Here is a 22,680-nt window from a genome sequence, read left to right as displayed (position 1 = left end):
AATGTATACCCAAGGGAGAAAGTGAATGAAACATCGCACATTGAACCTCCGTATCCGTATCGCTTCACTGGCACTGTTAGCTGGTACAGGCGTCGCTATCAGCAGTACAGCGCAAGCCGAGGAAGAGAAAGGCACCATTAACTTGGCTTACGTCGAATGGTCATCTGAAGTTGCTTCCACCAACGTGGTTGCCGCAGTACTTGAGCAAGCAGGCTATGAGGTGGATCTCACCTCGCTTTCTGCTGCTGCCATGTTCCAAGCGCTCTCTTCTGGCGATGCGGATGCTATCGTTGCCGCTTGGCTGCCAACCACTCACGCCGATTACATGGAACGCTTGGGTGATAGCATAGAAGACCTGGGTCCCAACCTGGACGGCACCAAGCTAGGCCTCGTTGTACCTGAGTACACCGACGTCGACTCCATTGCTGACCTTAACGATAACGCTGACAGCTTTAATAACGAGATCATCGGTATTGACCCCGGCGCAGGCTTAATGTCGCTGTCCGAAGAGGTTGTGGATACCTATGACCTTGACCTGGAACTGCGTAGCGGTAGTGGCGCCACGATGACGGCAGCGCTTTCGAGTGCCATTAATAACGAAGAAAACGTTGTTGTTACCGGCTGGACGCCTCACTGGATGTTCGCCCGCTTTGACCTCAAATACCTAGAAGATCCTGAAAATGTCTACGGTGGTGCAGAGCAGATCCATACCGCGGTTCGCGAAGGCCTGGAAGAAGACATGCCAGAAGCCTATGCCATTCTCGATGCTTTCGAATGGACGCCAGAGCAGATGGGGGAAGTCATGCTGATGAATCAGGAAGATGGCAGCGACCCCTACGAGAACGCAAAGCAGTGGGTTGAAGACAACCAAGACGTAGTGGAACAGTGGCTCGATAGCTAAAACTATACGAGCAAGCTATAGCAGGGGGCTTCGGCCCTCTGTTGTCGTTGTAAGTACCGTTTTAAGTGCTGTGTTAAGCACCGTATTAAGCGCTATGGTTCACAATACGTTGAACACTGTTTTAACAGATTTGCTATTGTGCGCCTTAACGTACGCCATGCAATGTTGGTTGATGACCACATTTTGGTTTTTGTTCAACATCTTTTGATCGACATACCTTGATCGAAATAGAGAGGCTCAAGTGGATAACCACGACGATAAACGCCCTCCCGAAGAGCCCGTCTCTGAGGGAATACCCTCGCCGGATGGCCCGGCGAATTTGATTGATACCGATTATGTCATCGGCCAAGACAATATCACCACCAATACCATGGGTCTCAACTTAGACCTGCACGGCAAGGTATTTACCATTTCGTCTGTGGTGGTGCTGCTGTTTGTAATACTGACGCTTGCGTTGCAAGACACCATCGCACCGATTTATGACGCCCTTTTCGGTTTCTTGACCGGTAATCTGGGCTGGTTCTTTATTTTATCGGCGAATGTCTTCGTCATTTTGTGTATTGGCCTGATCTTCTCCCCGCTAGGTAAAATCCGCATTGGTGGTGCTAATGCCAAGCCTGATTTTACCTATATGGGCTGGTTTTCAATGCTGTTTGCCGCGGGCATGGGCATTGGCCTGATGTTCTTCGGCGTTAACGAGCCGCTGACCCACTTTGGAACCTCCTTTGACGGTGGCAGCTGGGCACCGCTTGGTGGTGCAGAGGGCGATGCCGAAGGTGCTGCAGCGCTCGGCATGGCGGCGACTATCTTCCATTGGGGCCTGCACCCATGGGCGATTTATGCGGTTGTCGCGCTTTCGCTGGCACTGTTCTCGTTCAATAAGGGCCTACCGCTCTCCATGCGTTCGGTGTTCTATCCCATTCTGGGTGAACGCGTTTGGGGCTGGCCGGGTCACCTTATTGATATTCTGGCCGTTTTTGCCACGCTATTTGGTTTGGCTACGTCTCTGGGGTTAGGGGCTACACAAGCCGCAGCGGGCCTTACTTACCTGTTTGGCGCGCCGGAAAGTGATATCACCATGATCTTATTGATCGTGGGTATTACGATCATCGCCATTGGCTCAATCATTGCGGGTGTTGATAAGGGCGTACAGCTGCTCTCCAAGATCAATATCATCCTTGCGGCCATACTGCTTTTCTTCGTTATTGCGGTGGGCCCTACCCTGCTGATCGCCACCGGTTTCTTTGAGAACTTGTGGAATTATGCGGTGCATCTGCCGGCGCTATCTAATCCGTTTGGCCGTGAAGACGCCAACTTTAGCCAAGGCTGGACAGCCTTCTACTGGGCTTGGTGGATCTCCTGGTCTCCTTACGTTGGTATGTTTATCGCCCGTGTTTCGCGTGGCCGCACCGTGCGTGAGTTTCTGGTCTCGGTAATGCTGGTGCCGTCTACAGTCTCCGTATTGTGGATGACCACCTTTGGCGGCACAGCGATTGATCAGTATGTGAGTCAGGGTATTGAAGCCGTACGTGATGCCGGTGTCGATCTGCAGCTATTCATCATGCTGGAACAGCTGCCGCTCTCGCAGATCACCTCATTCGTCGCCATTGTGCTGGTGATTGTGTTCTTCGTGACCTCTTCTGACTCCGGCTCACTGGTCATTGATTCCATTACCGCGGGCGGCAAGGTCGATGCACCAACGCCACAACGTGTGTTCTGGGCGATCATTGAAGGTGCGATTGCGATTGCACTGCTGCTGGGTGGCGGTTTAACGGCACTGCAAACCATGGCGGTATCCACCGGCTTCCCGTTCACCATCATATTGCTAGTGGCCTGCTATGCCATTATCAAGGGGTTGATGAGCGAGCCAAAAGCGGTTTAAGTTTTCTGTCTACTGACTCCGTAAAGCAAATGGGCAACCCACTGGGTTGCCCATTTTTTTGTGTATAACCGTTAACACCAAATATCTTTTAGCGGCGTTTCAGGCCGGTAGTGAGTGGCAATTTGCGCCTGTAGCAACTCTGCCGTCGCCAGTGCATCCACCAAGGCGTGGTGGCCTTGATATGGGGGTAAACCATAGCGCTCGCGGCTAGCGTTCAAACGTATCGACACCGGTGGGCGGCCCAACCAGCGGCGAAAACGCGCCCAGAGCGTTTGGCGGTGCAGCCGCGCCTCCAATGACATAGTATCAATCATCGGGAACAGCGCCCCTTCCCCACGCCGGGCTTTAACCGCCGCATCTAAAAACGGTCTCTCAATATTACGAAAATGCACTACCACCAATCGCCCCGCTAGCTGCTCCAGCAGTTCGTCCAAGACCTCCTCGAAGTCGGGCGCCTGGGCGATCTCCGAGTGGGTAATATGATGGAAAGCAATCGAGGCTTCATCAAGTGGCCTGGGCGGCTTAACGACCCAATAGCGCCGCTCGGCCAACTTAATACGGCTTAACGTGAAGGGTACGACGCCAATACTAACAATCGCGTGCCGCCGCTCATCCAGCCCGGTAGTCTCCATATCCAGCGCCACCATAGGCACCTCAGAAATAGGCGTTTCCGGATCGGGTAACGAGGTGCTAAAAAACTGCTGAAGCGCAGGATTACCCGCCTGCTGTGCCCGCTGGGCCATATAGCCCTTCCAGTCGGCCTGGGTAATTTTTTGACGTGGGCGTATATCGAACATCTTAACGCCCCTGCCGCTGAGCGGGCATGGGGTAGCGGAACTTCAGGAATTTTTGCGCATTGCTAAGCACTTGGAAAGCGTCTTTCAAGGTGTGCCGCTCGCTGTCGGCAACGTTTTCAGGCTCGATATTGTTATCTGGCAGTCGATCCTCTTGCAGATCGATCATTTGATGGCGCAGCCGCGACATGCATAAAAACTCAAACGCATAGCTTAGTTTGTCACTCATACCATTCGCCAAGAGCTGGGTCTTGCTGATGTCATTTAAGCGTTGAAAGGAGTTCTGCGCTTTGGAGCCGCAGGCCAAGGCATGAATCCGCACCAAATCCACCATTGGCGCCGTGCCGCGGCGCTTCAGGTTAATCGAGTTATTGTGTTTGCCGTCTTGCTCCATCACAAAGGTGCGGAAAAACCCTAGCGGCGGCGTGCGGTTTAACGCATTGCGCGCCATCGCGGCCAAAAATAACGGTGACTGGGGGGCCGTTTGGGCGATCAAATCCTGCAACGCCTCCACATAGTGGTCTTCGCCATAGCAGCTATCTAAATCAAAGAAAATCGAGCTATGTAGTAAGCGTTCCGGCGTTGGGTTAGCCATCCAATCCTGAAAATAACCTTTCCAAACACTCAGCGGCTGGCGCCATTGGGTGTTGGTCGCCATGACATCGCCTTTACAGTAGGTGTAGCCGCAGGCGTCTAACCCATCGCTAACGATTTTTGCCAAGGCGTAAAAATAATCATCATGCTTCTCTGGGTCGAAGTCATCGGAGAGAATCAGCGCGTTATCCTGGTCAGTGACAATGCTCTGCTCATTGCGCGCCATGGAGCCATTGACCATAAAACAGTAAGGCACCGGCGGCGGGCCCAGTTCTGCTTCAGCCATTTCCAGCAACCGCCGCGTAAAACTACGACCAATGGTAGACAGCGCGCTGCCCACCATTTGTGAGTTAGCGCCCTCTTGCACCATGCGAACAAACGCAGCCCGTACATCTGGCGCCAGGCGTGACAGCCCCTGGGTGCTGGACTGATTAAAGATATTAGTGACCAGATAGAGGCCGCTATGGGTTTCGTAGCGGATGATATCGGAGAGATGTACCACCCCCACCGGGCGCTGGCGATAGAGTACGGGCAGGTGATGCACGTTACTGCGCAGCATCGTCAGCATGGCTTCGTAGACAGAGGCGTCCGATTGCACGGTGATTAGCCTTGGGGAAACCACCTCACCGACCGTGGTTTGCGGCGATAGCCCCTCGGCCACCACGCGGGTACGAAAATCACTGTCGGTTAAAATCCCGCACATCTGCCACGTCTGGCCTTCACTATCTTTAAAGCTGTAGCGCGGGTTGTCGCTACCCTCTTTTATGACCAGCAGCGCGGAGGCTTGCGCTTCGCTCATCTGCTGCGCGGCGTGCTGAACACTGGTAGACGTTTCGACCATTACCGGGTAGCGAGTTAGCAGTTTGCGTATCCGGGTGACCATCATGTCGTTGGATTTCTTTTGCTGCTCGGCGGCGCTCTCTAGCCGGGGCCGCTCCAACTCGACAAAGTCGGCAAAATGCTCATCCTCATCGCATAGCCTATGAAAGACTGCTTTAGGGATAAAGTAGAGCAAGGTATCTTCAATCGCCTTAGCTGGAAGGCGCACTTTATGATTTCGCAGCAGGCTGAAATGGCCAAAAATATCGCCTTCACCTAAACGGTTATATAACTCCCCCTGGCTACGGTAGACCTCAACCGCACCACTGCGGATATAACAGAGGTCACTGGGCATATCGTTTAGCGCTAAAATAGTGCTGCCGGTTTTGAAGTAGCTCACTTCCACCTGTTCAGCAATGGCATCAAGAAGATCATCCGACAGCCCATCAAAAGGGGGAAAGCGTCCCATATGCTGGCGTATTTCTAACAGCTCGACATCCATACGGACTCCTTAAGGCTTATCGGTTAATAGCCTGGATTATCAACACATAAACTAAAGTGTGGCGGGAAGGCTAGAGAAGGTAAACCCCGAAATACACAATAAAAGCGAGCATGATGAAAAGGCTCATGAAAAACGACAAGCAATAAAAAAACCCGGTGCAGTCAGTATGCACCGGGTTTTGATGGCCAAAGCCAAGCTGACAACGATGTGACTGGTTAATTTAATAAGCCAGCTACATAAAAAGCGCTATCAGCCGATATTAATAGCAGGACTTAGGATTGGCTAGCCATTTCCTGAACACGCTGCATCATTTCTGGGTCTTGCTGAATAGATTGACCAATTGCATTGAAGGTATCAACATCTAAACCGCTGTCTTCGACCACTTCGATCATGCGGTCGTTAGCTTCAGTGCGCACTTCCTGCTGCGCTGATTCATCTTCCGCTTCCTGCAGACGCTGGGTATATTCTTGAGAAATAACCGCAATTTCTTGAGAAGCATCGGCGAACTGCTGGAGCTGATCGTCAGAGAAATCCTGGGCAGGTGCTGCTTGCTGAGTTGCCATTGGATCTTGTGCCGGTTCCTGATCTTGCTGGGCATGAGCAGTAGCCGTCATTAGACCAGTGGCGAGCAGGGCAGCAGAGAACAGAGCAGTCATACGTTGCATAGTAATAAACCTCAATATTGCGTTATGTATGTGCCCAGTACGACGCGCTGTTTTCAAGCAGGTTCAATTTATTATGTAAGAGTTAGTAACAAAAAGAATCATATGTATCAAAGCGATGATCTAAACACGCCACCACGGAAAAATAATGACTAGTAAATTCAATATCTTAAAATACGGCGATCTCTCTTCTGCGGGCTTGGCGGCTATGCCTGCTATTTTTGTTCTTCTCTGGAGTACAGGCTTTATCGGCGCAAAATTTGGCCTGCCTTATGCTGAACCCTTCACATTTCTGTTCATACGCTTCGTGCTGACCTTACTGCTGTTAATCCCGTTGGCGCTTTTAATGCGTATTCCTTGGCCAACATCGCCTAGGTTATGGACACACATTGCCATATCGGGTTTTCTAGTCCACGGCGCTTACTTGGGTGGCGTCTTCTATGGCATTTACTTAGGTATGCCAGCCGGGCTAGCGGCGCTGCTTGTCGGTCTTCAGCCGCTTTTGACCGCCGCCTTTGCTGGACCACTATTAGGGGAAGAGCTGACACGGCTTCAGTGGGTGGGGTTGAGCCTGGGTTTAATCGGAATCTGCTTAGTCCTCGGCAGTAAGCTAGAGATTGGTGAATCCCTCTTTGATGGCTTCGGTATTAGCGCTTTACTGTGCGTCACCGCCGCATTAATGGGCATTTCATTGGGTACGCTCTATCAGAAAAGATATTGCACCAGTATGCCGCTGCTTTCTGGGGCGGTTATCCAATACTTGGCGGCAGGTGTCCTACTAGGGAGTGGCGCACTACTATTTGAGACACGCCAGGTGGAATGGAGTAGTACTTTTATACTAACCCTTGCTTGGTTGGTGTTGATTCTCTCAATTGCCGCTATCCTGTTACTTATGGCCTTGATTAAAAAGGGGGAAGCCTCGCGGGTAGCGAGTCTTTTTTATCTTGTGCCACCCGTCACGGCGCTTCAGGCGTGGTGGTTATTTGACGAACGTCTACCCCTATTGGGGCTTGCGGGAATGGTGATTGCCATCACAGGGGTAGTGATGGTGATTCGAAAACCCGCCCATGGGGCGACTAGACGATAACAAGGTTTTGTAGAACAGGGTTTGGATAAACATGTCAGCACAACACCACTGTGCCAGGGTGAACGGACACTGTAACCGTTGCGATTCACCGGTACCTTTTGCATTTACGATGGCATTTCAACCAATCGTCGATGTTAGTCAGCGAGAAATTATTTACTACGAAGCGTTAGTGCGCGGGCCCAATGGTGAATCTGCCTTTTCAATACTTGAGCAAGTGACAAAGGATTTGATGTACCGCTTTGACCAGGCCTGCCGTATCAAGGCCATAGAGCTAGCCAGCAAGCTGGGTATGCAGGAAAAGCTCTCGATTAACTTTCTACCCAATGCGGTTTACGAACCAAGAGCGTGCATTCAAGCCACCCTTGAAACAGCGCACCGTGTTGGCTGGCCTACCGAGCAGCTCAATTTTGAAATAACCGAAACTGAGCGGGTTAAAGATCGTGGGCATATGCGTCGGATTATCGAAAGTTACCGTGAGATGGGCTTTACCACGTCACTGGATGACTTTGGTAATGGCTATGCCAACCTCGATCTACTGACAGACCTGCGGCCAGATACGCTGAAACTTGACCGCGACCTGGTAATGGAATGCGATAGTGATAAGCGTCGACAAGCCATACTTCGTAGCCTAGTGGCGCTAGCAAGCACATTGGGAACACAGCTAATTGCTGAGGGCGTTGAAACCCGTGAAGAGTCTCGCTGCCTAGTTGAATTGGGTATTCCGATGCAGCAAGGCTACTACTTTTCCTACCCAAATTTAGAAGCATTGGCGGAAATTGATGACGCCAAATACCGTTAGGCAATACCATTAGGTCATGTGAATAAAAATATGACCTAATCGGCTATCAATGCTTTTATATCAGCATCCTAAACTATAGTTGTTGCAGATAATCAGCTCCGCCTAAGTTACGCATCTGCTGGCGTATCCACTGGCTGCGCCGCTCAACCTGAGCATCGGGCCTTGCGGCGCTACGCGTTAACGGGCTGGGTAAAATAGCGGCCAGCAAGCTGGCTTGGCGCTCGGTAAGGGAATGGGAAGAGGCGCCGAAATAGTGCTGAGCCGCTGCCTCCACCCCAAACACGCCGCGATCCCACTCAGCGACATTGAGATAAACCTCAAGAATACGTTGCTTACTCCAGAGTATCTCAATCAGCAGCGTGAACCACGCCTCTAGCCCCTTGCGCGTCCAGCTTCGGCCGGTCCATAGAAACACGTTTTTCGCTGTTTGCTGGCTCAGGGTGCTGGCACCGCGTAGCCTTCCGCCGTCCCGACTGGCCTGCAGCGCGCGGCGTAATTCGACAAGATCAAACCCACTATGATGCGGAAAGCGCTGATCCTCTGCGGCAATCACTGCCAGTTTGGCGTTGTCAGAGAGCGAATCCCAACCGCGCCACTCGCGCTGTAGTCGAATCGGCTCACTATGGATCCAACTCTGTATTTTGCGCTCAACCATCACCATCGAGCCCGGTGGAGGAACAACGCGAAACAGCACTACCAGCGCGACTGATAGCAGCACAAACGCTAATACGCTGCGCCATACAATCCGCCATAGCAGACGCATAAAACGGCGCAGCGAACGATTGAGCATCCAGTAATCCTTAACGCTTCATGAGGTGGTCTGCATGATAGCGCAGATGATCCTCAATGAACGAGGCAATGAAGAAGTAACTGTGATCGTAGCCCGGCTGACGGCGCAGTGTTAACGGATGATCGTGCTCTTCACAAACGGCTTCTAAACGCTCAGGCTGAAGCTGCTCTTCTAAGAACTGATCCGCTTCGCCCTGGTCGATAAACAGTCGCTGACGGGATGCACCATTAGCCACCAGTTCACAGGCGTCGTACTGGCGCCAGCGTGATTGGTCTTCACCTAGATAAGCGGTAAAGGCTTGCTGCCCCCAGGGGCAGTTCATTGGATTCACCACCGGTGAAAAAGCCGATACTGAGCGGAAACGACCTGGGTGGCGTAGTGCCAGAATCAATGCGCCATGCCCACCCATCGAATGGCCACTAATGGATTCGCGACCATTCACCGGGAAGTGCTGGCGTACTACGGAAGGCAGCTCCTCAATCACATAGTCGTACATGCGATAATGAGACTTCCAAGGTTCCTCAGTCGCGTTGACATAGAACCCAGCCCCGGATCCCAGGTCAAAACTTTCGTGCTCGCCAGGCAAATCCGTGCCTCTGGGGCTGGTGTCAGGGCAGACAATCGCCACACCCAATTCGGCGGCAATACGGTGAGCGCCCGCTTTCTGCATAAAGTTTTCGTCATTGCAGGTTAGCCCCGAGAGCCACCAAAGCAGCGGTACGCGCGCGTTTTCCGCCTGGGGGGGCAGGTAAACGGCAAAGACCATGTCGCAATCCAGCGCACGGGAGTAATGGCGGTAGCGCTTATGCCAGCCACCAAAACTACGGTTAGCGGACACCAGTTCTAAAGTTTCACTCATGCTCATGGGCAGGTTCCTTTAAATGCAGCAAACGCGGCAGGTCTCCCCGCCGCGTTTTAAACGTGCTAGCTATCAGTTTCAGCAATGATACTCAGTAATGCAGTACGGTACGAATGCTCTTACCCGCATGCAGTAAATCAAACGCTTCGTTGATCTTCTCAAACGGCATATCGTGGGTAATGAAGTCGTCGATATTGATCTCACCCTTCATATAACGATCCACGTAACCCGGTAGCTCGCTGCGCCCTTTGACGCCACCAAAGGCAGAGCCTTTCCAGACGCGCCCGGTGACCAGTTGAAACGGCCGTGTCGAAATCTCTTCACCGGCCCCGGCGACACCAATCACGATCGATTCGCCCCAGCCTTTATGGCAGCACTCCAGCGCCGAACGCATCACGTTAACGTTGCCGATACACTCGAAGGAGTAGTCGACACCGCCATCGGTCATATCGACAATGACTTGTTGGATCGGGTCTGAATACTCTTTCGGGTTCACAAAATCGGTAGCGCCAAACTGCTTGGCCAGCTCGAACTTATCAGCGTTAACGTCAATGGCAATAATTCGACCCGCTTTGGCCATCACCGCACCCTGAATAACAGCAAGACCAATCGCACCAAGGCCAAACACCGCCACCGTAGCGCCCGGCTCTACTTTGGCGGTATTCAGCACTGCACCGATGCCGGTAGTCACACCGCAGCCCAGCAGGCAGATTTTATCCATAGGGGCTTCTTTAGACACCACCGCTAGGGAGACTTCTGGCAACACCGTGTACTCGCTGAACGTAGAGGTGCCCATGTAGTGATGAAGCATCTTACCGTCTAGGGAGAACCGCGAGGTACCGTCAGGCATGACCCCCTTACCCTGGGTAGCGCGCACGCTGCCGCACAGGTTGGTTTTACCCGACAAACAGAATTTACATTTGCCGCACTCGGCGGTGTAGAGCGGGATCACATGGTCGCCCGGCTTAAGGCTGGTAACGCCCTCGCCTACTTCTTGAACGACGCCGGCCCCTTCGTGACCCAATACGGCGGGAAAATTACCTTCCGGATCAGCTCCAGAAAGCGTGTAGGCATCGGTATGACAGACGCTAGTCGCTGCCATTTTAACCAGTACTTCGCCCGCTTTTGGGCCTTCAACATCAATCTCAACTAATTCGAGCGGCTTACCCGCTTCTAGTGCAACAGCTGCGCGTGACTTCATTTCGGCTCCTCAATGTTCATTACTTCAACCACTATTACGAATGCGTTACTCGTCAGCTGCTACCGGGGCAAATTCAATTGGCAGCCAGCGATACCCTTGTTCATCTTCTATGATATGTCCAATACCAGGGAAAGGCATATGGGCACCGGCGATCCAGTGCTTATCTTCAACGGCGCTTTCGAGCACACTTTCCCGCGTGCGCACGGCTTGCTCTGGATTAGAATCAAACTCAATAGCCACCGTAGGGTCGGCAAACTGCACGCCGTAGCTGTGCACTACGTCTCCCCATACCAGCATGGCCTCATCATCGCTATTGAGCATAAAGCTTGAGTGACCAACAGTATGGCCATGAGTATCTTGAGCAACAATGCCCATGAGCACTTCATCACCTGCTGTAAAGGGGTTGAAGCGACCCGCTTCCTGATAAGGCGCTACCGCGTCTTGGGCCATTTCAAAGAACGCTCGATTACCTTCGGGCGCCGCTGCCGCACGCTCCTCATCCAACCAAAAACCAGCATCGGCTTGGCTGGCACGTAACTCAGCGTTTGGATAAACCGCCTCGCCACTCTCATTGGCTAAACCGCACACATGATCCGGATGTAAATGGGTCATCAACACCGTGTCGACATCTTCTGGCGAGTAGCCTGATGCGCGGAGGTTGCTCTCTACCTGACCAAGCGAGGGGCCAAAGCAGGCGGCAGACCCGGCATCGACCAACACCAGATTCTCGCCAGTATGAATAAGAAAAGCGTTAACCGCGGTTTGCATACCGCTTTCCGCATCAATAAATAGCGCATCCAGATGGCGAAGAATCTCTTCTTGCTCCATGCCTTTTAGCAAAGAAGTATCAATCGCTGTATGACCATCGTAGAGAGCGGTGACTTCATACTCCCCAACCATCATACGAAACCAGCCGGGAGCCTGCTCTTGCTGTTGCGTAGGTAGCTCTGCCTGAGCACTAGCGGCACAGCCAGCACTAATAGCAACGGCCAGCGCACCGCGCGACCACTGAGATAAGAATTTAGACATAAGCTATACACTCCATTGATACGCCAACGATGCGAGCAGTGTAGGTCAGCTAGGCGCAGTAGATAAAGCGGGATACACTCATAAGATTATTGTCACTCAGCAACAATCGCCGTCGACCTAAGGAATCAACATGCAGCACTGGAGCCGTATCGAAGCGTTTGTCGAGGTAGTGCGTTTGGGCACGTTCTCTGCCGCTGCCCGCCACTTAAAAGTATCCACTTCGCATATCAGTCGTTTGGTCAGCCAGCTCGAAAATCAGCTGGGCGTACAATTATTCTACCGCACCACGCGGCAAATCCGCCTGACCGATGCAGGGGCTACTTACGTTGAGCACTGTCGTCATCTTTTTGATGGGCTGCGCGATGCTGAACAAGCGCTTAGCGAACTGCAAGGCAAGCCTAACGGCTTGCTTAAACTCACCTCGGCCACTACGTTTGGAGAGCGTTTTATTGCCCCGCTGGTTAACGACTTTCAGTGCCTACACCCTCAGTTGGACGTGCATATGCACTTCACTAACCGGCCGGTGGAATTGATTGAAGAGGGCTACGACATCGCCATTCGAATGGGGGTGTTAAAGGATTCCAGCCTAATCGCTAGGCGCCTATGCGACCGGCGCGAATATATCGTCGGCTCGCAGAGCTATTTTCGCCAAGCGCCGCGCCCACATACCCTGGCTGAACTTAGCCAACATCGTTGCTTGATTGGCTCACGACCTAACTGGCTATTTGAAGTGAACGGCCAACGCCGGGAAGTGCGTGTCGAGGGGTGCTGGAGCGGTAATTCCGGTCCGGCGCTGTTAGATGCTGCTCGCAAAGGGCTGGGCTTGGCGCAGTTGCCTGATTATTACGTGGCTCCCTATCTGGCAAGCGGTGAGCTGGTAGCCGTGCTTGAGCCTTTTCAGCACCACGATACTGCTGTGTGGGCGGTCTACCCCCGCCACCGCCATCTATCGCCTAAAATACGCCAGTTGGTAGATTATCTGGTCGCCAATATTGCTAGCGTCTTGCCCAAGGACTCGCTTAGTTAAGAAACCGCTGCTTAGCACTCAATAGCATTAACGGCGAGCCCGCCTTTAGAGGTCTCTTTGTACTTATCCTGCATATCGCGGCCGGTATCGCGCATGGTGCGAATCACTTTATCCAGCGATATAAAGTGCTCGCCATCGCCATGCAGCGCCATACGCGCGGCATTAATGGCTTTGACGGAGGCGATCGCATTGCGCTCTATACAAGGCACTTGGACAAGGCCGCCCACCGGGTCGCAGGTTAACCCCAGATTATGCTCCAAGCCGATCTCAGCAGCGTTTTCCACTTGGCCCGGCGTGCCGCCCAGCACTTCGGCAAGCCCAGCGGCCGCCATTGCACAGGCGGAGCCCACCTCGCCTTGGCAGCCTACTTCAGCGCCCGAGATGGAAGCATTCTTTTTACACAAAATGCCGACTGCCCCGGCTGTGAGCAGAAAATCCACTACATCCGCCTCGCTAGCGTCGGGCTCAAATTTCAAATAGTACGCCAATACAGCAGGCACAATGCCCGCCGCGCCATTGGTGGGGGCGGTGACCATACGCCGCCCGGCAGCGTTCTCTTCATTCACCGCCAGCGCAAATACGTTAACCCAATCCATCACGGTAAAACTCGACACAATCAAACTCTGATTTTCCGGCGGATGCAGCAACTGCTGGTGAAGCAGCTGCGCACGACGGCGCACGTTGAGCCCGCCGGGCAAATGCCCCGTCGCGCGTAGGCCATTCTCGATGCTGTCGCTCATGGCGTGCCAAATGGTCAGCAGCGCTTCACGAATAGCCGCTTCGCTGCGCCAGGCTTTTTCGTTTTCAAGCATCACTTGGCTAATACGCAGCTGATGCTGCTGGCACAGGGCGAGCAGCTCGGCGGCAGTCTCGAAGGGGTAAGGCAATTCAGTGGCATCGTCGCCAACCTCGCCTTGATCCGCCTTGGCTTGGTCTGCTTTAGATTGGTCGACATAAAAACCGCCGCCAAGAGAGTAAAACGTATTGGTCGCCACCAGCGCGTCATCGCAATAGGCGCTTAGCACCATGGCATTAGGGTGAAACGGCAGGCAGGTCTCATCCCACTGCACATCGTGATGCCGTGAAAAACTGATCGGCTGGCCATTGGCGAGCAGCAGCGGCTCACCCTCTTCCAGTTTTTCTAGCCGCGATGCAATCGTGTCTGGGTCAATGCTTTCAGGCGCTTCGCCCATTAGCCCCATGAGAACAGCCTGATCGGTTCCGTGCCCCACCCCGGTGGCAGCAAGTGATCCATGCAGCCTTATCACCAACCGAGTAACGCTGGCGTCACCAAGCGCCAGGGCAAAATCTCGGGCTGCGCGCATCGGGCCCACCGTATGAGAGCTGGAGGGCCCGATGCCGATACGAAAAAGATCAAATACGCTAATAGCCATGCCAATTACGCCTCACAACGTTGTTATTAATCAAACGTCGAGGAATTACCCTCAATATCGACGTGCGCACCTATAAGTGTGGCGATATAATGAACATTCACCCGTGCATGTTTTTTAAATGTACATGTAACTGTGTAGCAGCAATGCTGCCTACCCACAAAGGATGCTGGTATGTCTTCACCCCCTTCCTGGCCAATAGGATTTCAAACCATCTTAGTGCGTGCGGTGCTGTACGTATTATTTATCGGTGCGATTGCCCAGGGTGCCTATTTAGAAGCGCTGTATCTCCCCTCCGTGCGGTTTTCTGAGCTGGGCTTTACCGAGTTTACCCAAACGTTAGTGCTGGCCACCTGCTGCGCCATGCTGATTTATATTCGTCAGGTGCTAAAGGTATGGCCCACCGTCACGCTACTGCTGCTAGCGTTTGTGGCCGCTTCGCTGGTGCGCGAACAAGATTATTTTTTAGACAACTATATAGCCCGCAACACGTGGAAGGTACTTGTCGCGCTGATTATTATTCCCACGCTGGTTTGGGTGATTAAGCAACGCCGACGCTTTCTGGAAGAGTTTGCCCACTATAGCAATACCTTTGCGTTTGGTTTATTTACGGCAGGCGTGCTAACCACTTATATTTTTTCGCGCTTATATGGGCGGCAGGATTTTTGGCGCACGGTGCTTCAAGAGAGCTATACGCGGGACTTTAAAAACGTCGCCGAAGAAGTGGTTGAGCTACTTGGTTACAGCTTAATTTTGATCGCCACCCTTGAACTCCTGCTGCTAGCAAGACGGGTCTACTTGGCCAGACAGTAGCACTTGGGGCAAATATTCGGTCATAAGACACACGTTTATCATCAAAAACAAAACATACAATCATAAAAAAACATACCGATCATAAAAAAGCCCGCCGTTCAAAGAACGGCGGGCTTTTTACTTTCTATTTATCACTCACTATTTACTATCACTTACTACTTACTACCACGCACTACTTACGGCTTTCACTCGTCGAGGAACGAACGCAGCGGTTCAGAGCGGCTGGGGTGACGCAGCTTACGCAGCGCTTTAGCTTCAATCTGACGAATTCGCTCACGCGTCACGTCAAACTGTTTGCCCACCTCTTCCAGCGTATGGTCGGTATTCATATCAATACCAAAGCGCATACGCAGCACTTTCGCTTCGCGAGCGGTCAAGCCGCCTAACACGTTACGTGTCGCTTCGATAAGGCCTTCACCGGTGGCCATATCGATCGGCAGCAGCATGGTGCCGTCTTCAATAAAGTCGCCCAGGTGTGAATCATCATCGTCACCAATCGGCGTCTCCATGGAGATCGGCTCTTTGGCGATTTTGAGTACCTTGCGTACTTTATCTTCCGGCATTTCCAAGCGCTCGCCGAGTTCTTCCGGCGTCGGCTCACGGCCCATTTCCTGCAGCATTTGGCGTGATACGCGATTGAGCTTGTTGATCGTCTCAATCATGTGCACCGGAATACGAATGGTGCGCGCCTGATCCGCGATGGAGCGGGTGATTGCTTGACGAATCCACCAAGTGGCATAGGTAGAGAACTTGTAACCGCGGCGGTATTCGAACTTATCGACCGCTTTCATCAAGCCGATGTTGCCTTCCTGAATGAGATCCAGGAACTGCAAACCACGGTTGGTGTACTTCTTGGCAATCGAGATCACCAAGCGCAAGTTAGCCTCAACCATCTCTTTCTTGGCACGACGCGCTTTCGCCTCACCAATCGAGAGTTTGCGGTTCACCTCCTTAAGATCGGCAACAGAGAGCTGCACCATGTCTTCTTCAAAGGCGATCTTGCGCTGGGCACGGGCGATATCGGCGCGCAGCGGCTCAAGACGGTCAGCGTACTTGCTCTGCGCTGCCTGGAAATCATCCAGCCACGTTTTACGCGATTCGTTGCCAGGAAACGACTTGATAAACGTTTTACGCGGCACCTTGGCTTTCTTCACGCACAGCTGCATCACCGCTTTTTCCTGGGCGCGCACCTGCTCAACGCTGATACGCACCTGGCCGACGAGGCGCTCAAAGTGCTTAGGTACCAGCTTGATGGGTGAGAAAAGCACGGCCAGGCGGGCCTGCTCTGCCTTCAGCTCGGCACTGCCTCGGCCATGCTTGGCAAACGCCGCTTCTACCAGGGCGTTCTGCTCGCGAATCTGCTCAAAACGCGCGCGCGCCTCTTCTGGATCCGGACCGCCTTCGCTGGCCGTAGAGTCTTCGTCCTCCTCATCCCCTTCGCCTTCAACGTCCTCTTCTAGCTCGGACTCGGGCTCTGGTTCAGGTACCTCTGCTTCAGCGACACCAGGAATACCTTCATCCGGGTCGATGAAACCAGAAAATAGATCCGAAAGACGCCCCGGCGCTTCTTCATCCTGGGTAGCGTCGTAAGCGTCCAAAATAGACGCGACGGCACCCGGCAAATAGGCCAGAGACGACATCACTTCACGGGTGCCCTCTTCGATCCGCTTGGCGATTTCAATTTCGCCTTCACGGGTCAAAAGTTCAACCGTGCCCATTTCACGCATGTACATGCGGACGGGGTCAGTGGTGCGGCCTACATCGCTTTCCACGGCGGCAAGGGCCGCTACGGCCTCTTCCGCAGCGGACTCGTCCGTGGATTGATCCGACATCATCAAAGTGTCTTCATCTGGCGCTTCTTCAGCGACACTAATACCCATGTCGTTGATCATGCCAATGATGTCTTCCACTTGATCCGGGTCGGCGATATCCTCGGGTAGATGGTCGTTGACCTCGGCATAGGTCAGGTAGCCCTGTTCCTTGCCGCGTGCGATCAACTCCTTCAGACGTGACTGCTGCTGCGCATTTCCAGCCATAGAAACCCTATCTCGACGAAGAAGAATGAAACACCTGGAGCGCTGAATCGATTAAACTCAACAAGCCGTACAGTATAGCGTAAATAGCAGGAAATTTTCCAGCTCGACGTATTTGCGCGGTCATTTAGGTGTGTTAGGTTGTTCGGTTAGGCCAACGCTCGGTGGCTGACCTTATATCTGGTGTTGATACGGCAGGAATTCAACCCCATCGCTCAAAACACCGCCTTATTGGCGCTGCGCAAGCTCCATTACCAAGCTTGCCAAACGCTGGCGCTGCTCCTTATCTAGCTTTTGCCCGGCGCGCTCCTGCGCCAGCAACGCTGCGTACTCCTCTTGTGGAGAACGCTGACGCTGAACATGCTGCAGATGTTCCACCCAGCCATTCAGCTCTGCTTCCCTATCTGCCTTTGGAATCAACAATTCGCGCTTAGCGAAGGCTGCCAAAGCTTGCCCCTGCTGACTGCCCTGAAAATGCGCCAACACCACCTGCGGACTGCGGTAACGCCCTGCTTTGAGCAGTGCAATCAACTCTTGGCATAGCGGCGTATCGTCATCTTCTGGTAACCACTCCAAATGATCAGGCAGCGCTGAAACCAAATTAGGCTCATGTAGCAGAAGCTGCACAATACGTCCGACAGGAGAAAGCACCTGAGAGCGGGAACGCGATGACTGAGTAGACGCCAATTTGACCGCGCTGGTGCTCTCTGAAGACGAGCCTATTTCACCCTGCTCTGGATCCCCTTGCGCAGGATGGCGCTGTGCCGCTTGGATACGTTTTTCGAGCAATACCTTCAACTGCTCCTGCGCCAACCCGCTACGCTGCGCCAATGATTCAAGCAGTAGTGATTTGAGCATGCCATCGGGCACTTTGTTCAATGCTTCCAGCACCTGGCTGGCAAATCGTTCGCGCCCTTCCACCGTATTCAGGTCGCGCCCTTGGGCCGCTTGCTCGAACAGAAACTCCGACAGCGGCATGGCACAGGTGACGCGATCCTGAAACGCCTGGGTGCCTTCACGGCGCACCAGGGTATCCGGGTCGTCACCTTCCGGTAGAAATAGAAAGCGCGCTTCACGGCCATCAATCATTTGCGGCAACGCGGTTTCCAACGCCCGGCTAGCCGCCTGCCTTCCCGCACGGTCGCCGTCAAAACAGAACACCACACGACTCACCAGTCGAAACAGGCGGGTTAAATGGTCTTCCGTGGTGGCGGTACCCAGCGTCGCCACGGCGTTATGAATACCGAATTGGGCCAGCGCCACCACATCCATATAGCCTTCGACCATCACAAGCTGCTCAAGCTTGCTAGAGGCTTGGCGCGCTTCATATAGGCCGTAAAGCTCACGGCCTTTGTGGAACACGGGTGTTTCCGGCGAGTTGAGGTATTTGGGCTGATCATCACCCATTACCCGCCCGCCGAACGCAATCGTACGCCCACGCAAATCACGAATCGGAAACATGACCCGATCCCGAAAGCGGTCATAGGTACGCCCGGTATCTTCACGATGAATCAGCAGGCCATACTCCACCTGAACCGGCTCACCAATACCACGCTCACTGAGATGCTGCTTCAGCGCCTCCCAACCGCTCGGGGCATAACCAATACCATAGGTCTTGATCACCTCATCCGAGAGCCCACGCCCCGTTAAATAAAGCTGGGCGGACTGCCCTTCCTGCATCTTCAATCGCTCGCGATAAAAACTGGCGGCGAGTTCGAGCAGGTTAACGCCCTCTTTGCGCTTCTTTTCGCGTTGCTGAGCACGCGGGTCGTCAGCCCCTTCGCGAGGCACCTCAATACCCAAGCGCCCGGCCAACTGCTCTACCGCTTCGGGAAACGGCAGCTTGTCGTACTCCATCAAGAAGCGTAGTGCATTCCCATTAGCGCCGCAGCCAAAGCAGTGATAAAACTGCTTATCCGCGCTGACGGTGAACGACGGGGTCTTCTCTTGATGAAAGGGACATAGCCCGGAGTAGTTACGGCCGGTTTTTTTAAGCTGCACACGCTCACCGACCACCTCGACCACATCAACGCGGCCTAACAAGTCATCAATAAAACGCTGTGGAATTTGGCCTGCCATGAACTACGGGCATCCTCGCGCAAAGCGCTATTCACTGACTTTCGAGACTGTTTTCAAAAACTATCTTCAAAATAGTTTTCAAAAACCGTTTTAAAACTGATCTTAAAAACTACTTAAGGCCATCAGACCTATTGCCAGATCAGATCATCATAAACAGCGACGGTCTTGAAAAACGGTAATTTTGAAAAACAATAACCTTGAAAAACAGCGATCTTGAAAACGACAGTCAAAAACAAACGGCCACCTAGTGGCGGCCGCTTGGCATCCCTCTTGAGACGACCAGCTAACTGCTCCGGCCCCCTCGGGTACGGATCAATAGAGCCGTTCGAAACGCTTTTGCTCACGCTGGACTTTCTTAGCGTGGCGTTTTACGGCAGCTGCCGCTTTGCGTTTACGCTCAGCAGTCGGCTTCTCATAGTGCTCGCGGCGGCGTACTTCAGAAAGAACACCGGCTTTTTCGCAAGAACGCTTGAAGCGACGCAGGGCGACGTCAAACGGCTCGTTATCACGTACTTTTACAGAAGGCATTAAGCACTCACCTACCTTAAGGAGTCTTGAGTTCGGATAGTACGTACACTGCGATATTACGATCTAGAACGCGGTGTACGACCCAGTTTTACAGCGCACAGTAGTCTAGTCGTCGCTGGCCATCTTTGCAAATGCTTACGCTCGTTTGCAGCGACAATGCTAGACTACTGACCTTGTGATTTTCACCTTTATATTTTTTGCACATCCTTTGAGAGTCCCCTTTTATGCGTGTTCTGGGCATTGAGACATCCTGCGACGAAACGGGCATTGCGCTTTATGACACTTCGCTAACCGGCGGCAAAGGGCTGCTTGCCGACGCGCTCTACAGTCAAATCGCCATGCACGCCGAATTTGGCGGCGTGGTCCCCGAACTCGCTTCTCGCGATCACACCCGCAAACTGCTCCCGCTGATTGAGCAAGTGCTCAGCGATGCCAAGCTAACGCGTCATGACCTGGACGGTATTACTTATACCGCTGGCCCGGGCTTAGTCGGTGCATTAATGGTGGGCGCCAGCACCGCCCACGGCATGGCACGAGCGTTAAACATTCCCGTACTGGGCGTGCATCACATGGAAGGCCACTTACTGGCACCGATGCTGGAAGACGAGCCGCCTGCGTTCCCCTTCGTGGCACTGCTGGTATCCGGCGGGCATACCCAACTGGTCGAAGTGCAAGGACTGGGCCGCTATCAGTTGCTCGGTGAATCGGTGGATGACGCCGCGGGTGAAGCGTTTGATAAAGCTGCCAAAATGCTGGGCTTGGCCTACCCAGGTGGGCCTCAAGTCGCCAAACTGGCGGAACAAGGGGATCCCAAGCGTTTTCGCTTCCCACGCCCGATGACCGACCGACCAGGGCTCGATTTTAGTTTTTCCGGCTTAAAAACCCACACCATGACCGCTATTCGCCAATTGGAAGCAGCCGGGGAACTCGACGACCAAGCACGTGCCGATGTAGCCCGTGCCTTTGAAGAAGCCGTGGTTGATACGCTGGTCATTAAGTGCCGCAGGACGCTGGATCAAACCGGTTTGAAACGTTTAGTGGTGGCGGGTGGGGTTAGCGCCAATCATCGCCTGCGTGAACGACTGCACGCTGAGTGTGAAAAACGCCAAGCCCGCGCCTACTACCCACGCGGGCGCTTTTGCACCGACAATGGCGCCATGATTGCCTACGTGGGTGCTCAACGCCTTGCAGCAGGCGAAAGCGATACCCCCGGCCTCATGCAGGCGACACCCCGTTGGCCGCTGGATCAACTGACACCCCCGGCTGCCGCTGACAGCTAGCTGCGCTCTAGGAGCCGCGAAATGGCGGCTCTTCACCTCGTCGCAGTCGACGAATATTGAGCCCGTGCCGGGCCAGCACCAGCAGGCTAAAGCCACCGACTACCACAAAATACGCAGGCGCTAGCCAAGCGCATATTAGCGGCGCCACCAAAGCACTGACCAGCGATGCCATCGCCGCCGTCTTTAGCCGCCACGCCAGTAGCGCCCAAATGACGGCGCTTAATAGCGCCACATTGGGCACCAATATCAGCAGTACACCAAACGCGCTGGCAACTGCCTTTCCGCCACGAAAGTGATGCCATAAGGGAAAACTGTGTCCAAGCAGCACGGCCAGCCCAACCAGCCCTTGCAACCATACTGGGCAGTTCATAAGCTTGGCCCCTAAAACAGCGGGCATGGCTTTTAAGGCATCTAGCAGCAGAGTAACGGCCGCTAAACAGGGGCCATAAAGGCGCAATACGTTAGAAAACCCAGGGTTAAACGAGCCATGTTGGCGTGGGTCACCCACACCCGCGAGGCGGCAAACGCTCAGCGCTGCCAACCAACTGCCGCTTAAATAACCTACTACTATCCATACCATGGCGCTCTGCTCGCTTTATAGACCGTCTCGATAGCCTGGGTCGCTGTCGTTTAGCCCCATCCTAACGTACAATCGCCCGCTTGTTGCAGCTGGGGGAAGGCAGATGGATCGCATTTTGATTGAAGCGTTAACCGTCGACACAGTTATCGGTGTCTATGACTGGGAGCGTTCGATTCAACAAACTCTGAGCTTAGATTTGGCGTTGGCGACCGACATTCGCTCAGCGGCAGCCACCGATGATTTACGCCTCACGCTGGATTACGCCGCCATTTGTCAGCGCATCCAGACATTTGCTGATGATCATCAATTCGCCCTGGTCGAAACTTTCGCCGAACGCCTCGCAGAATGCCTGCGCATAGAATTCCCAATTAGCTGGTTGCGCCTGACCGTGCGTAAACCCGGTGCAGTGCCCAACGCTATCAGCGTCGGTTTGGAAATTACCCGCGGCGCCTTACCAGAGGTAACGCAGGAGCCCAGCGCATGAAGCTGGTTACTGTCAGCTTAGGCAGCAATATTTATCCCACTCGGCATATCCGCTACTGCCTTGATGCGCTCGCGGAGACCTTTGGCTCGCTGCAAATCTCACGTGTTTTTGAAAGCGAGCCAGTGGGTTTTACCGACAGCCGCAATTTCTATAATTTGGTAGTAGCCTTTCACAGTGACTGGTCACCCGGGGAGCTTCAGGCTTGGAGTAAGCAGCTGGAAATAGAACACGGTCGCCTTCCCGACACTGCTAAATTCAGCCCCCGCGCGTTGGATATCGACTTGCTTACCGTGGGCAGCCTCTGCGGCACCATCGATGATGTCACGTTGCCACGCAGCGAAATCACTCATAATGCGTTCGTGCTGCAGCCGCTTGCTGAATTGCTACCCACTGAACGCCACCCCTTGTGTGACACCTCTTACGCTTCGCTATGGAAAACCTTCGAACTAGGCAGCCAACGCCTCTGGGCGGTTGATTTTAGCTGGCGTGGCCGCTGGATCTCTCAGTCAGACGAGCTTCCTCGCTTGGCAGCGGCCCGTCGATAAC

The 22,680-nt window shown here is 53.5% G+C and carries 21 protein-coding genes; 9 read left to right on the top strand and 12 right to left on the bottom strand.

The annotated features are described in order from the left end of the window. Positions 1 to 25: 25 nt before the first annotated feature. Positions 26 to 901 (top strand): glycine betaine ABC transporter substrate-binding protein, encoded by an 876-nt coding sequence (locus tag V8L70_RS00345; RefSeq protein WP_101145245.1) that lies wholly within the window; start codon positions 26 to 28, stop codon positions 899 to 901. 241 nt (positions 902 to 1,142) lie between these two features. After that, positions 1,143 to 2,783: a BCCT family transporter gene (locus V8L70_RS00340; protein WP_336268485.1), complete on the top strand. Its 1,641-nt coding sequence runs from the start codon at positions 1,143 to 1,145 to the stop codon at positions 2,781 to 2,783. 71 nt (positions 2,784 to 2,854) lie between these two features. On the opposite strand, the gene V8L70_RS00335 is transcribed toward V8L70_RS00340, so the two are convergent. The 3 genes from V8L70_RS00335 to V8L70_RS00325 all read right to left on the bottom strand — a co-directional run bounded on the left by V8L70_RS00335 (position 2,855) and on the right by V8L70_RS00325 (position 6,157). Next, entirely contained in the window at positions 2,855 to 3,580 is a 726-nt protein-coding gene (locus V8L70_RS00335; RefSeq protein WP_336268484.1) for a 3'-5' exonuclease, read from the bottom strand. A 1-nt stretch (position 3,581) separates the two neighbouring features. Further along, on the bottom strand, positions 3,582 to 5,492 hold the full coding sequence (locus V8L70_RS00330) for a DUF294 nucleotidyltransferase-like domain-containing protein (protein ID WP_336268483.1): 1,911 nt from the start codon (positions 5,490 to 5,492) through the stop codon (positions 3,582 to 3,584). A gap of 272 nt (positions 5,493 to 5,764) precedes the next feature. Continuing rightward, positions 5,765 to 6,157 carry a DUF4168 domain-containing protein gene (locus tag V8L70_RS00325; RefSeq protein ID WP_176304468.1) on the bottom strand — a complete coding sequence of 131 codons (393 nt, stop codon included), beginning with the start codon at positions 6,155 to 6,157 and terminating at the stop codon, positions 5,765 to 5,767. 145 nt (positions 6,158 to 6,302) lie between these two features. On the opposite strand from V8L70_RS00325, the gene V8L70_RS00320 reads away from it, so the two are divergent. Continuing rightward, a complete protein-coding gene (locus V8L70_RS00320; protein ID WP_336268482.1) occupies positions 6,303 to 7,241 on the top strand; it encodes a DMT family transporter in 939 nt (312 codons plus the stop codon). A 31-nt stretch (positions 7,242 to 7,272) separates the two neighbouring features. Continuing rightward, a complete protein-coding gene (locus V8L70_RS00315; RefSeq protein ID WP_442906335.1) occupies positions 7,273 to 8,040 on the top strand; it encodes an EAL domain-containing protein in 768 nt (255 codons plus the stop codon). 73 nt (positions 8,041 to 8,113) lie between these two features. On the opposite strand, the gene mtgA is transcribed toward V8L70_RS00315, so the two are convergent. From mtgA to V8L70_RS00295, 4 genes are all read right to left on the bottom strand, one after another. Then, positions 8,114 to 8,830 (bottom strand): monofunctional biosynthetic peptidoglycan transglycosylase, encoded by a 717-nt coding sequence (gene mtgA, locus V8L70_RS00310; protein WP_101145238.1) that lies wholly within the window; start codon positions 8,828 to 8,830, stop codon positions 8,114 to 8,116. A 10-nt stretch (positions 8,831 to 8,840) separates the two neighbouring features. Then, positions 8,841 to 9,695, bottom strand: coding sequence for an S-formylglutathione hydrolase (gene fghA / locus V8L70_RS00305; protein WP_101145237.1), 855 nt, complete (start codon positions 9,693 to 9,695; stop codon positions 8,841 to 8,843). An 85-nt stretch (positions 9,696 to 9,780) separates the two neighbouring features. Beyond that, positions 9,781 to 10,890, bottom strand: coding sequence for an S-(hydroxymethyl)glutathione dehydrogenase/class III alcohol dehydrogenase (locus tag V8L70_RS00300; RefSeq protein WP_336268481.1), 1,110 nt, complete (start codon positions 10,888 to 10,890; stop codon positions 9,781 to 9,783). Between the two features lie 45 nt (positions 10,891 to 10,935). Then, positions 10,936 to 11,919, bottom strand: a complete 984-nt coding sequence (locus V8L70_RS00295) for an MBL fold metallo-hydrolase (RefSeq protein WP_336268480.1) — start codon at positions 11,917 to 11,919, stop codon at positions 10,936 to 10,938. 130 nt (positions 11,920 to 12,049) lie between these two features. Here V8L70_RS00295 and V8L70_RS00290 point away from each other — a divergent pair, with 130 nt between their 5' ends. Beyond that, positions 12,050 to 12,946 carry a LysR family transcriptional regulator gene (locus V8L70_RS00290; protein WP_101145235.1) on the top strand — a complete coding sequence of 299 codons (897 nt, stop codon included), beginning with the start codon at positions 12,050 to 12,052 and terminating at the stop codon, positions 12,944 to 12,946. A gap of 11 nt (positions 12,947 to 12,957) precedes the next feature. Here the strand turns inward: V8L70_RS00290 and V8L70_RS00285 are convergent, their stop codons facing one another. Further along, the gene (locus V8L70_RS00285; protein WP_336268479.1) at positions 12,958 to 14,340 is read right to left on the bottom strand and encodes an L-serine ammonia-lyase; all 1,383 of its coding nucleotides are present in this window, start codon (positions 14,338 to 14,340) and stop codon (positions 12,958 to 12,960) included. A 171-nt stretch (positions 14,341 to 14,511) separates the two neighbouring features. Between V8L70_RS00285 and V8L70_RS00280 the strand changes: the two genes are divergently transcribed. Further along, positions 14,512 to 15,150 (top strand): hypothetical protein, encoded by a 639-nt coding sequence (locus V8L70_RS00280; RefSeq protein ID WP_336268478.1) that lies wholly within the window; start codon positions 14,512 to 14,514, stop codon positions 15,148 to 15,150. Between the two features lie 185 nt (positions 15,151 to 15,335). Here V8L70_RS00280 and rpoD read toward each other — a convergent pair whose 3' ends face one another. From rpoD to rpsU, 3 genes are all read right to left on the bottom strand, one after another. After that, entirely contained in the window at positions 15,336 to 17,186 is a 1,851-nt protein-coding gene (gene rpoD, locus V8L70_RS00275; protein WP_008956351.1) for an RNA polymerase sigma factor RpoD, read from the bottom strand. A gap of 225 nt (positions 17,187 to 17,411) precedes the next feature. Next, entirely contained in the window at positions 17,412 to 19,262 is a 1,851-nt protein-coding gene (gene dnaG / locus V8L70_RS00270; protein ID WP_336268477.1) for a DNA primase, read from the bottom strand. 312 nt (positions 19,263 to 19,574) lie between these two features. Continuing rightward, positions 19,575 to 19,790, bottom strand: a complete 216-nt coding sequence (rpsU, locus tag V8L70_RS00265; RefSeq protein WP_008956349.1) for a 30S ribosomal protein S21 — start codon at positions 19,788 to 19,790, stop codon at positions 19,575 to 19,577. Positions 19,791 to 20,014: 224 nt separating this feature from the next. On the opposite strand from rpsU, the gene tsaD reads away from it, so the two are divergent. After that, positions 20,015 to 21,070 carry a tRNA (adenosine(37)-N6)-threonylcarbamoyltransferase complex transferase subunit TsaD gene (tsaD, locus tag V8L70_RS00260; RefSeq protein WP_336268476.1) on the top strand — a complete coding sequence of 352 codons (1,056 nt, stop codon included), beginning with the start codon at positions 20,015 to 20,017 and terminating at the stop codon, positions 21,068 to 21,070. A 7-nt stretch (positions 21,071 to 21,077) separates the two neighbouring features. Here the strand turns inward: tsaD and plsY are convergent, their stop codons facing one another. After that, complete coding sequence (gene plsY / locus V8L70_RS00255) at positions 21,078 to 21,650, bottom strand: glycerol-3-phosphate 1-O-acyltransferase PlsY (protein ID WP_336268475.1); 573 nt, start codon at positions 21,648 to 21,650, stop codon at positions 21,078 to 21,080. A 103-nt stretch (positions 21,651 to 21,753) separates the two neighbouring features. On the opposite strand from plsY, the gene folB reads away from it, so the two are divergent. Together folB and folK are read left to right on the top strand one after the other, a co-directional pair. After that, entirely contained in the window at positions 21,754 to 22,134 is a 381-nt protein-coding gene (folB, locus tag V8L70_RS00250; protein WP_336268474.1) for a dihydroneopterin aldolase, read from the top strand. Then, positions 22,131 to 22,679, top strand: coding sequence for a 2-amino-4-hydroxy-6-hydroxymethyldihydropteridine diphosphokinase (folK, locus tag V8L70_RS00245; protein ID WP_176304454.1), 549 nt, complete (start codon positions 22,131 to 22,133; stop codon positions 22,677 to 22,679). The genes folB and folK overlap by 4 nt, the downstream gene beginning before the upstream one ends. Position 22,680 lies beyond the last annotated feature (1 nt).

It is taken from the genome of Vreelandella arctica (assembly GCF_037070215.1).
Taxonomy (GTDB): domain Bacteria; phylum Pseudomonadota; class Gammaproteobacteria; order Pseudomonadales; family Halomonadaceae; genus Vreelandella; species Vreelandella arctica.
This window is presented reverse-complemented; position numbering and strand designations above follow the sequence as displayed.

Coding starts and splice junctions, on each gene's coding strand:
- V8L70_RS00345 (WP_101145245.1), top strand. CDS start 26: ATGAAACATCGCACATTGAACCTCCGTATCCGTATCGCTTCACTGGCA.
- V8L70_RS00335 (WP_336268484.1), bottom strand. CDS start 3,580: ATGTTCGATATACGCCCACGTCAAAAAATTACCCAGGCCGACTGGAAG.
- V8L70_RS00330 (WP_336268483.1), bottom strand. CDS start 5,492: ATGGATGTCGAGCTGTTAGAAATACGCCAGCATATGGGACGCTTTCCC.
- V8L70_RS00325 (WP_176304468.1), bottom strand. CDS start 6,157: ATGCAACGTATGACTGCTCTGTTCTCTGCTGCCCTGCTCGCCACTGGT.
- V8L70_RS00320 (WP_336268482.1), top strand. CDS start 6,303: ATGACTAGTAAATTCAATATCTTAAAATACGGCGATCTCTCTTCTGCG.
- V8L70_RS00315 (WP_442906335.1), top strand. CDS start 7,273: ATGTCAGCACAACACCACTGTGCCAGGGTGAACGGACACTGTAACCGT.
- mtgA (WP_101145238.1), bottom strand. CDS start 8,830: ATGCTCAATCGTTCGCTGCGCCGTTTTATGCGTCTGCTATGGCGGATT.
- fghA (WP_101145237.1), bottom strand. CDS start 9,695: ATGAGCATGAGTGAAACTTTAGAACTGGTGTCCGCTAACCGTAGTTTT.
- V8L70_RS00300 (WP_336268481.1), bottom strand. CDS start 10,890: ATGAAGTCACGCGCAGCTGTTGCACTAGAAGCGGGTAAGCCGCTCGAA.
- V8L70_RS00295 (WP_336268480.1), bottom strand. CDS start 11,919: ATGTCTAAATTCTTATCTCAGTGGTCGCGCGGTGCGCTGGCCGTTGCT.
- V8L70_RS00290 (WP_101145235.1), top strand. CDS start 12,050: ATGCAGCACTGGAGCCGTATCGAAGCGTTTGTCGAGGTAGTGCGTTTG.
- V8L70_RS00285 (WP_336268479.1), bottom strand. CDS start 14,340: ATGGCTATTAGCGTATTTGATCTTTTTCGTATCGGCATCGGGCCCTCC.
- V8L70_RS00280 (WP_336268478.1), top strand. CDS start 14,512: ATGTCTTCACCCCCTTCCTGGCCAATAGGATTTCAAACCATCTTAGTG.
- rpoD (WP_008956351.1), bottom strand. CDS start 17,186: ATGGCTGGAAATGCGCAGCAGCAGTCACGTCTGAAGGAGTTGATCGCA.
- dnaG (WP_336268477.1), bottom strand. CDS start 19,262: ATGGCAGGCCAAATTCCACAGCGTTTTATTGATGACTTGTTAGGCCGC.
- rpsU (WP_008956349.1), bottom strand. CDS start 19,790: ATGCCTTCTGTAAAAGTACGTGATAACGAGCCGTTTGACGTCGCCCTG.
- tsaD (WP_336268476.1), top strand. CDS start 20,015: ATGCGTGTTCTGGGCATTGAGACATCCTGCGACGAAACGGGCATTGCG.
- plsY (WP_336268475.1), bottom strand. CDS start 21,650: ATGGTATGGATAGTAGTAGGTTATTTAAGCGGCAGTTGGTTGGCAGCG.
- folB (WP_336268474.1), top strand. CDS start 21,754: ATGGATCGCATTTTGATTGAAGCGTTAACCGTCGACACAGTTATCGGT.
- folK (WP_176304454.1), top strand. CDS start 22,131: ATGAAGCTGGTTACTGTCAGCTTAGGCAGCAATATTTATCCCACTCGG.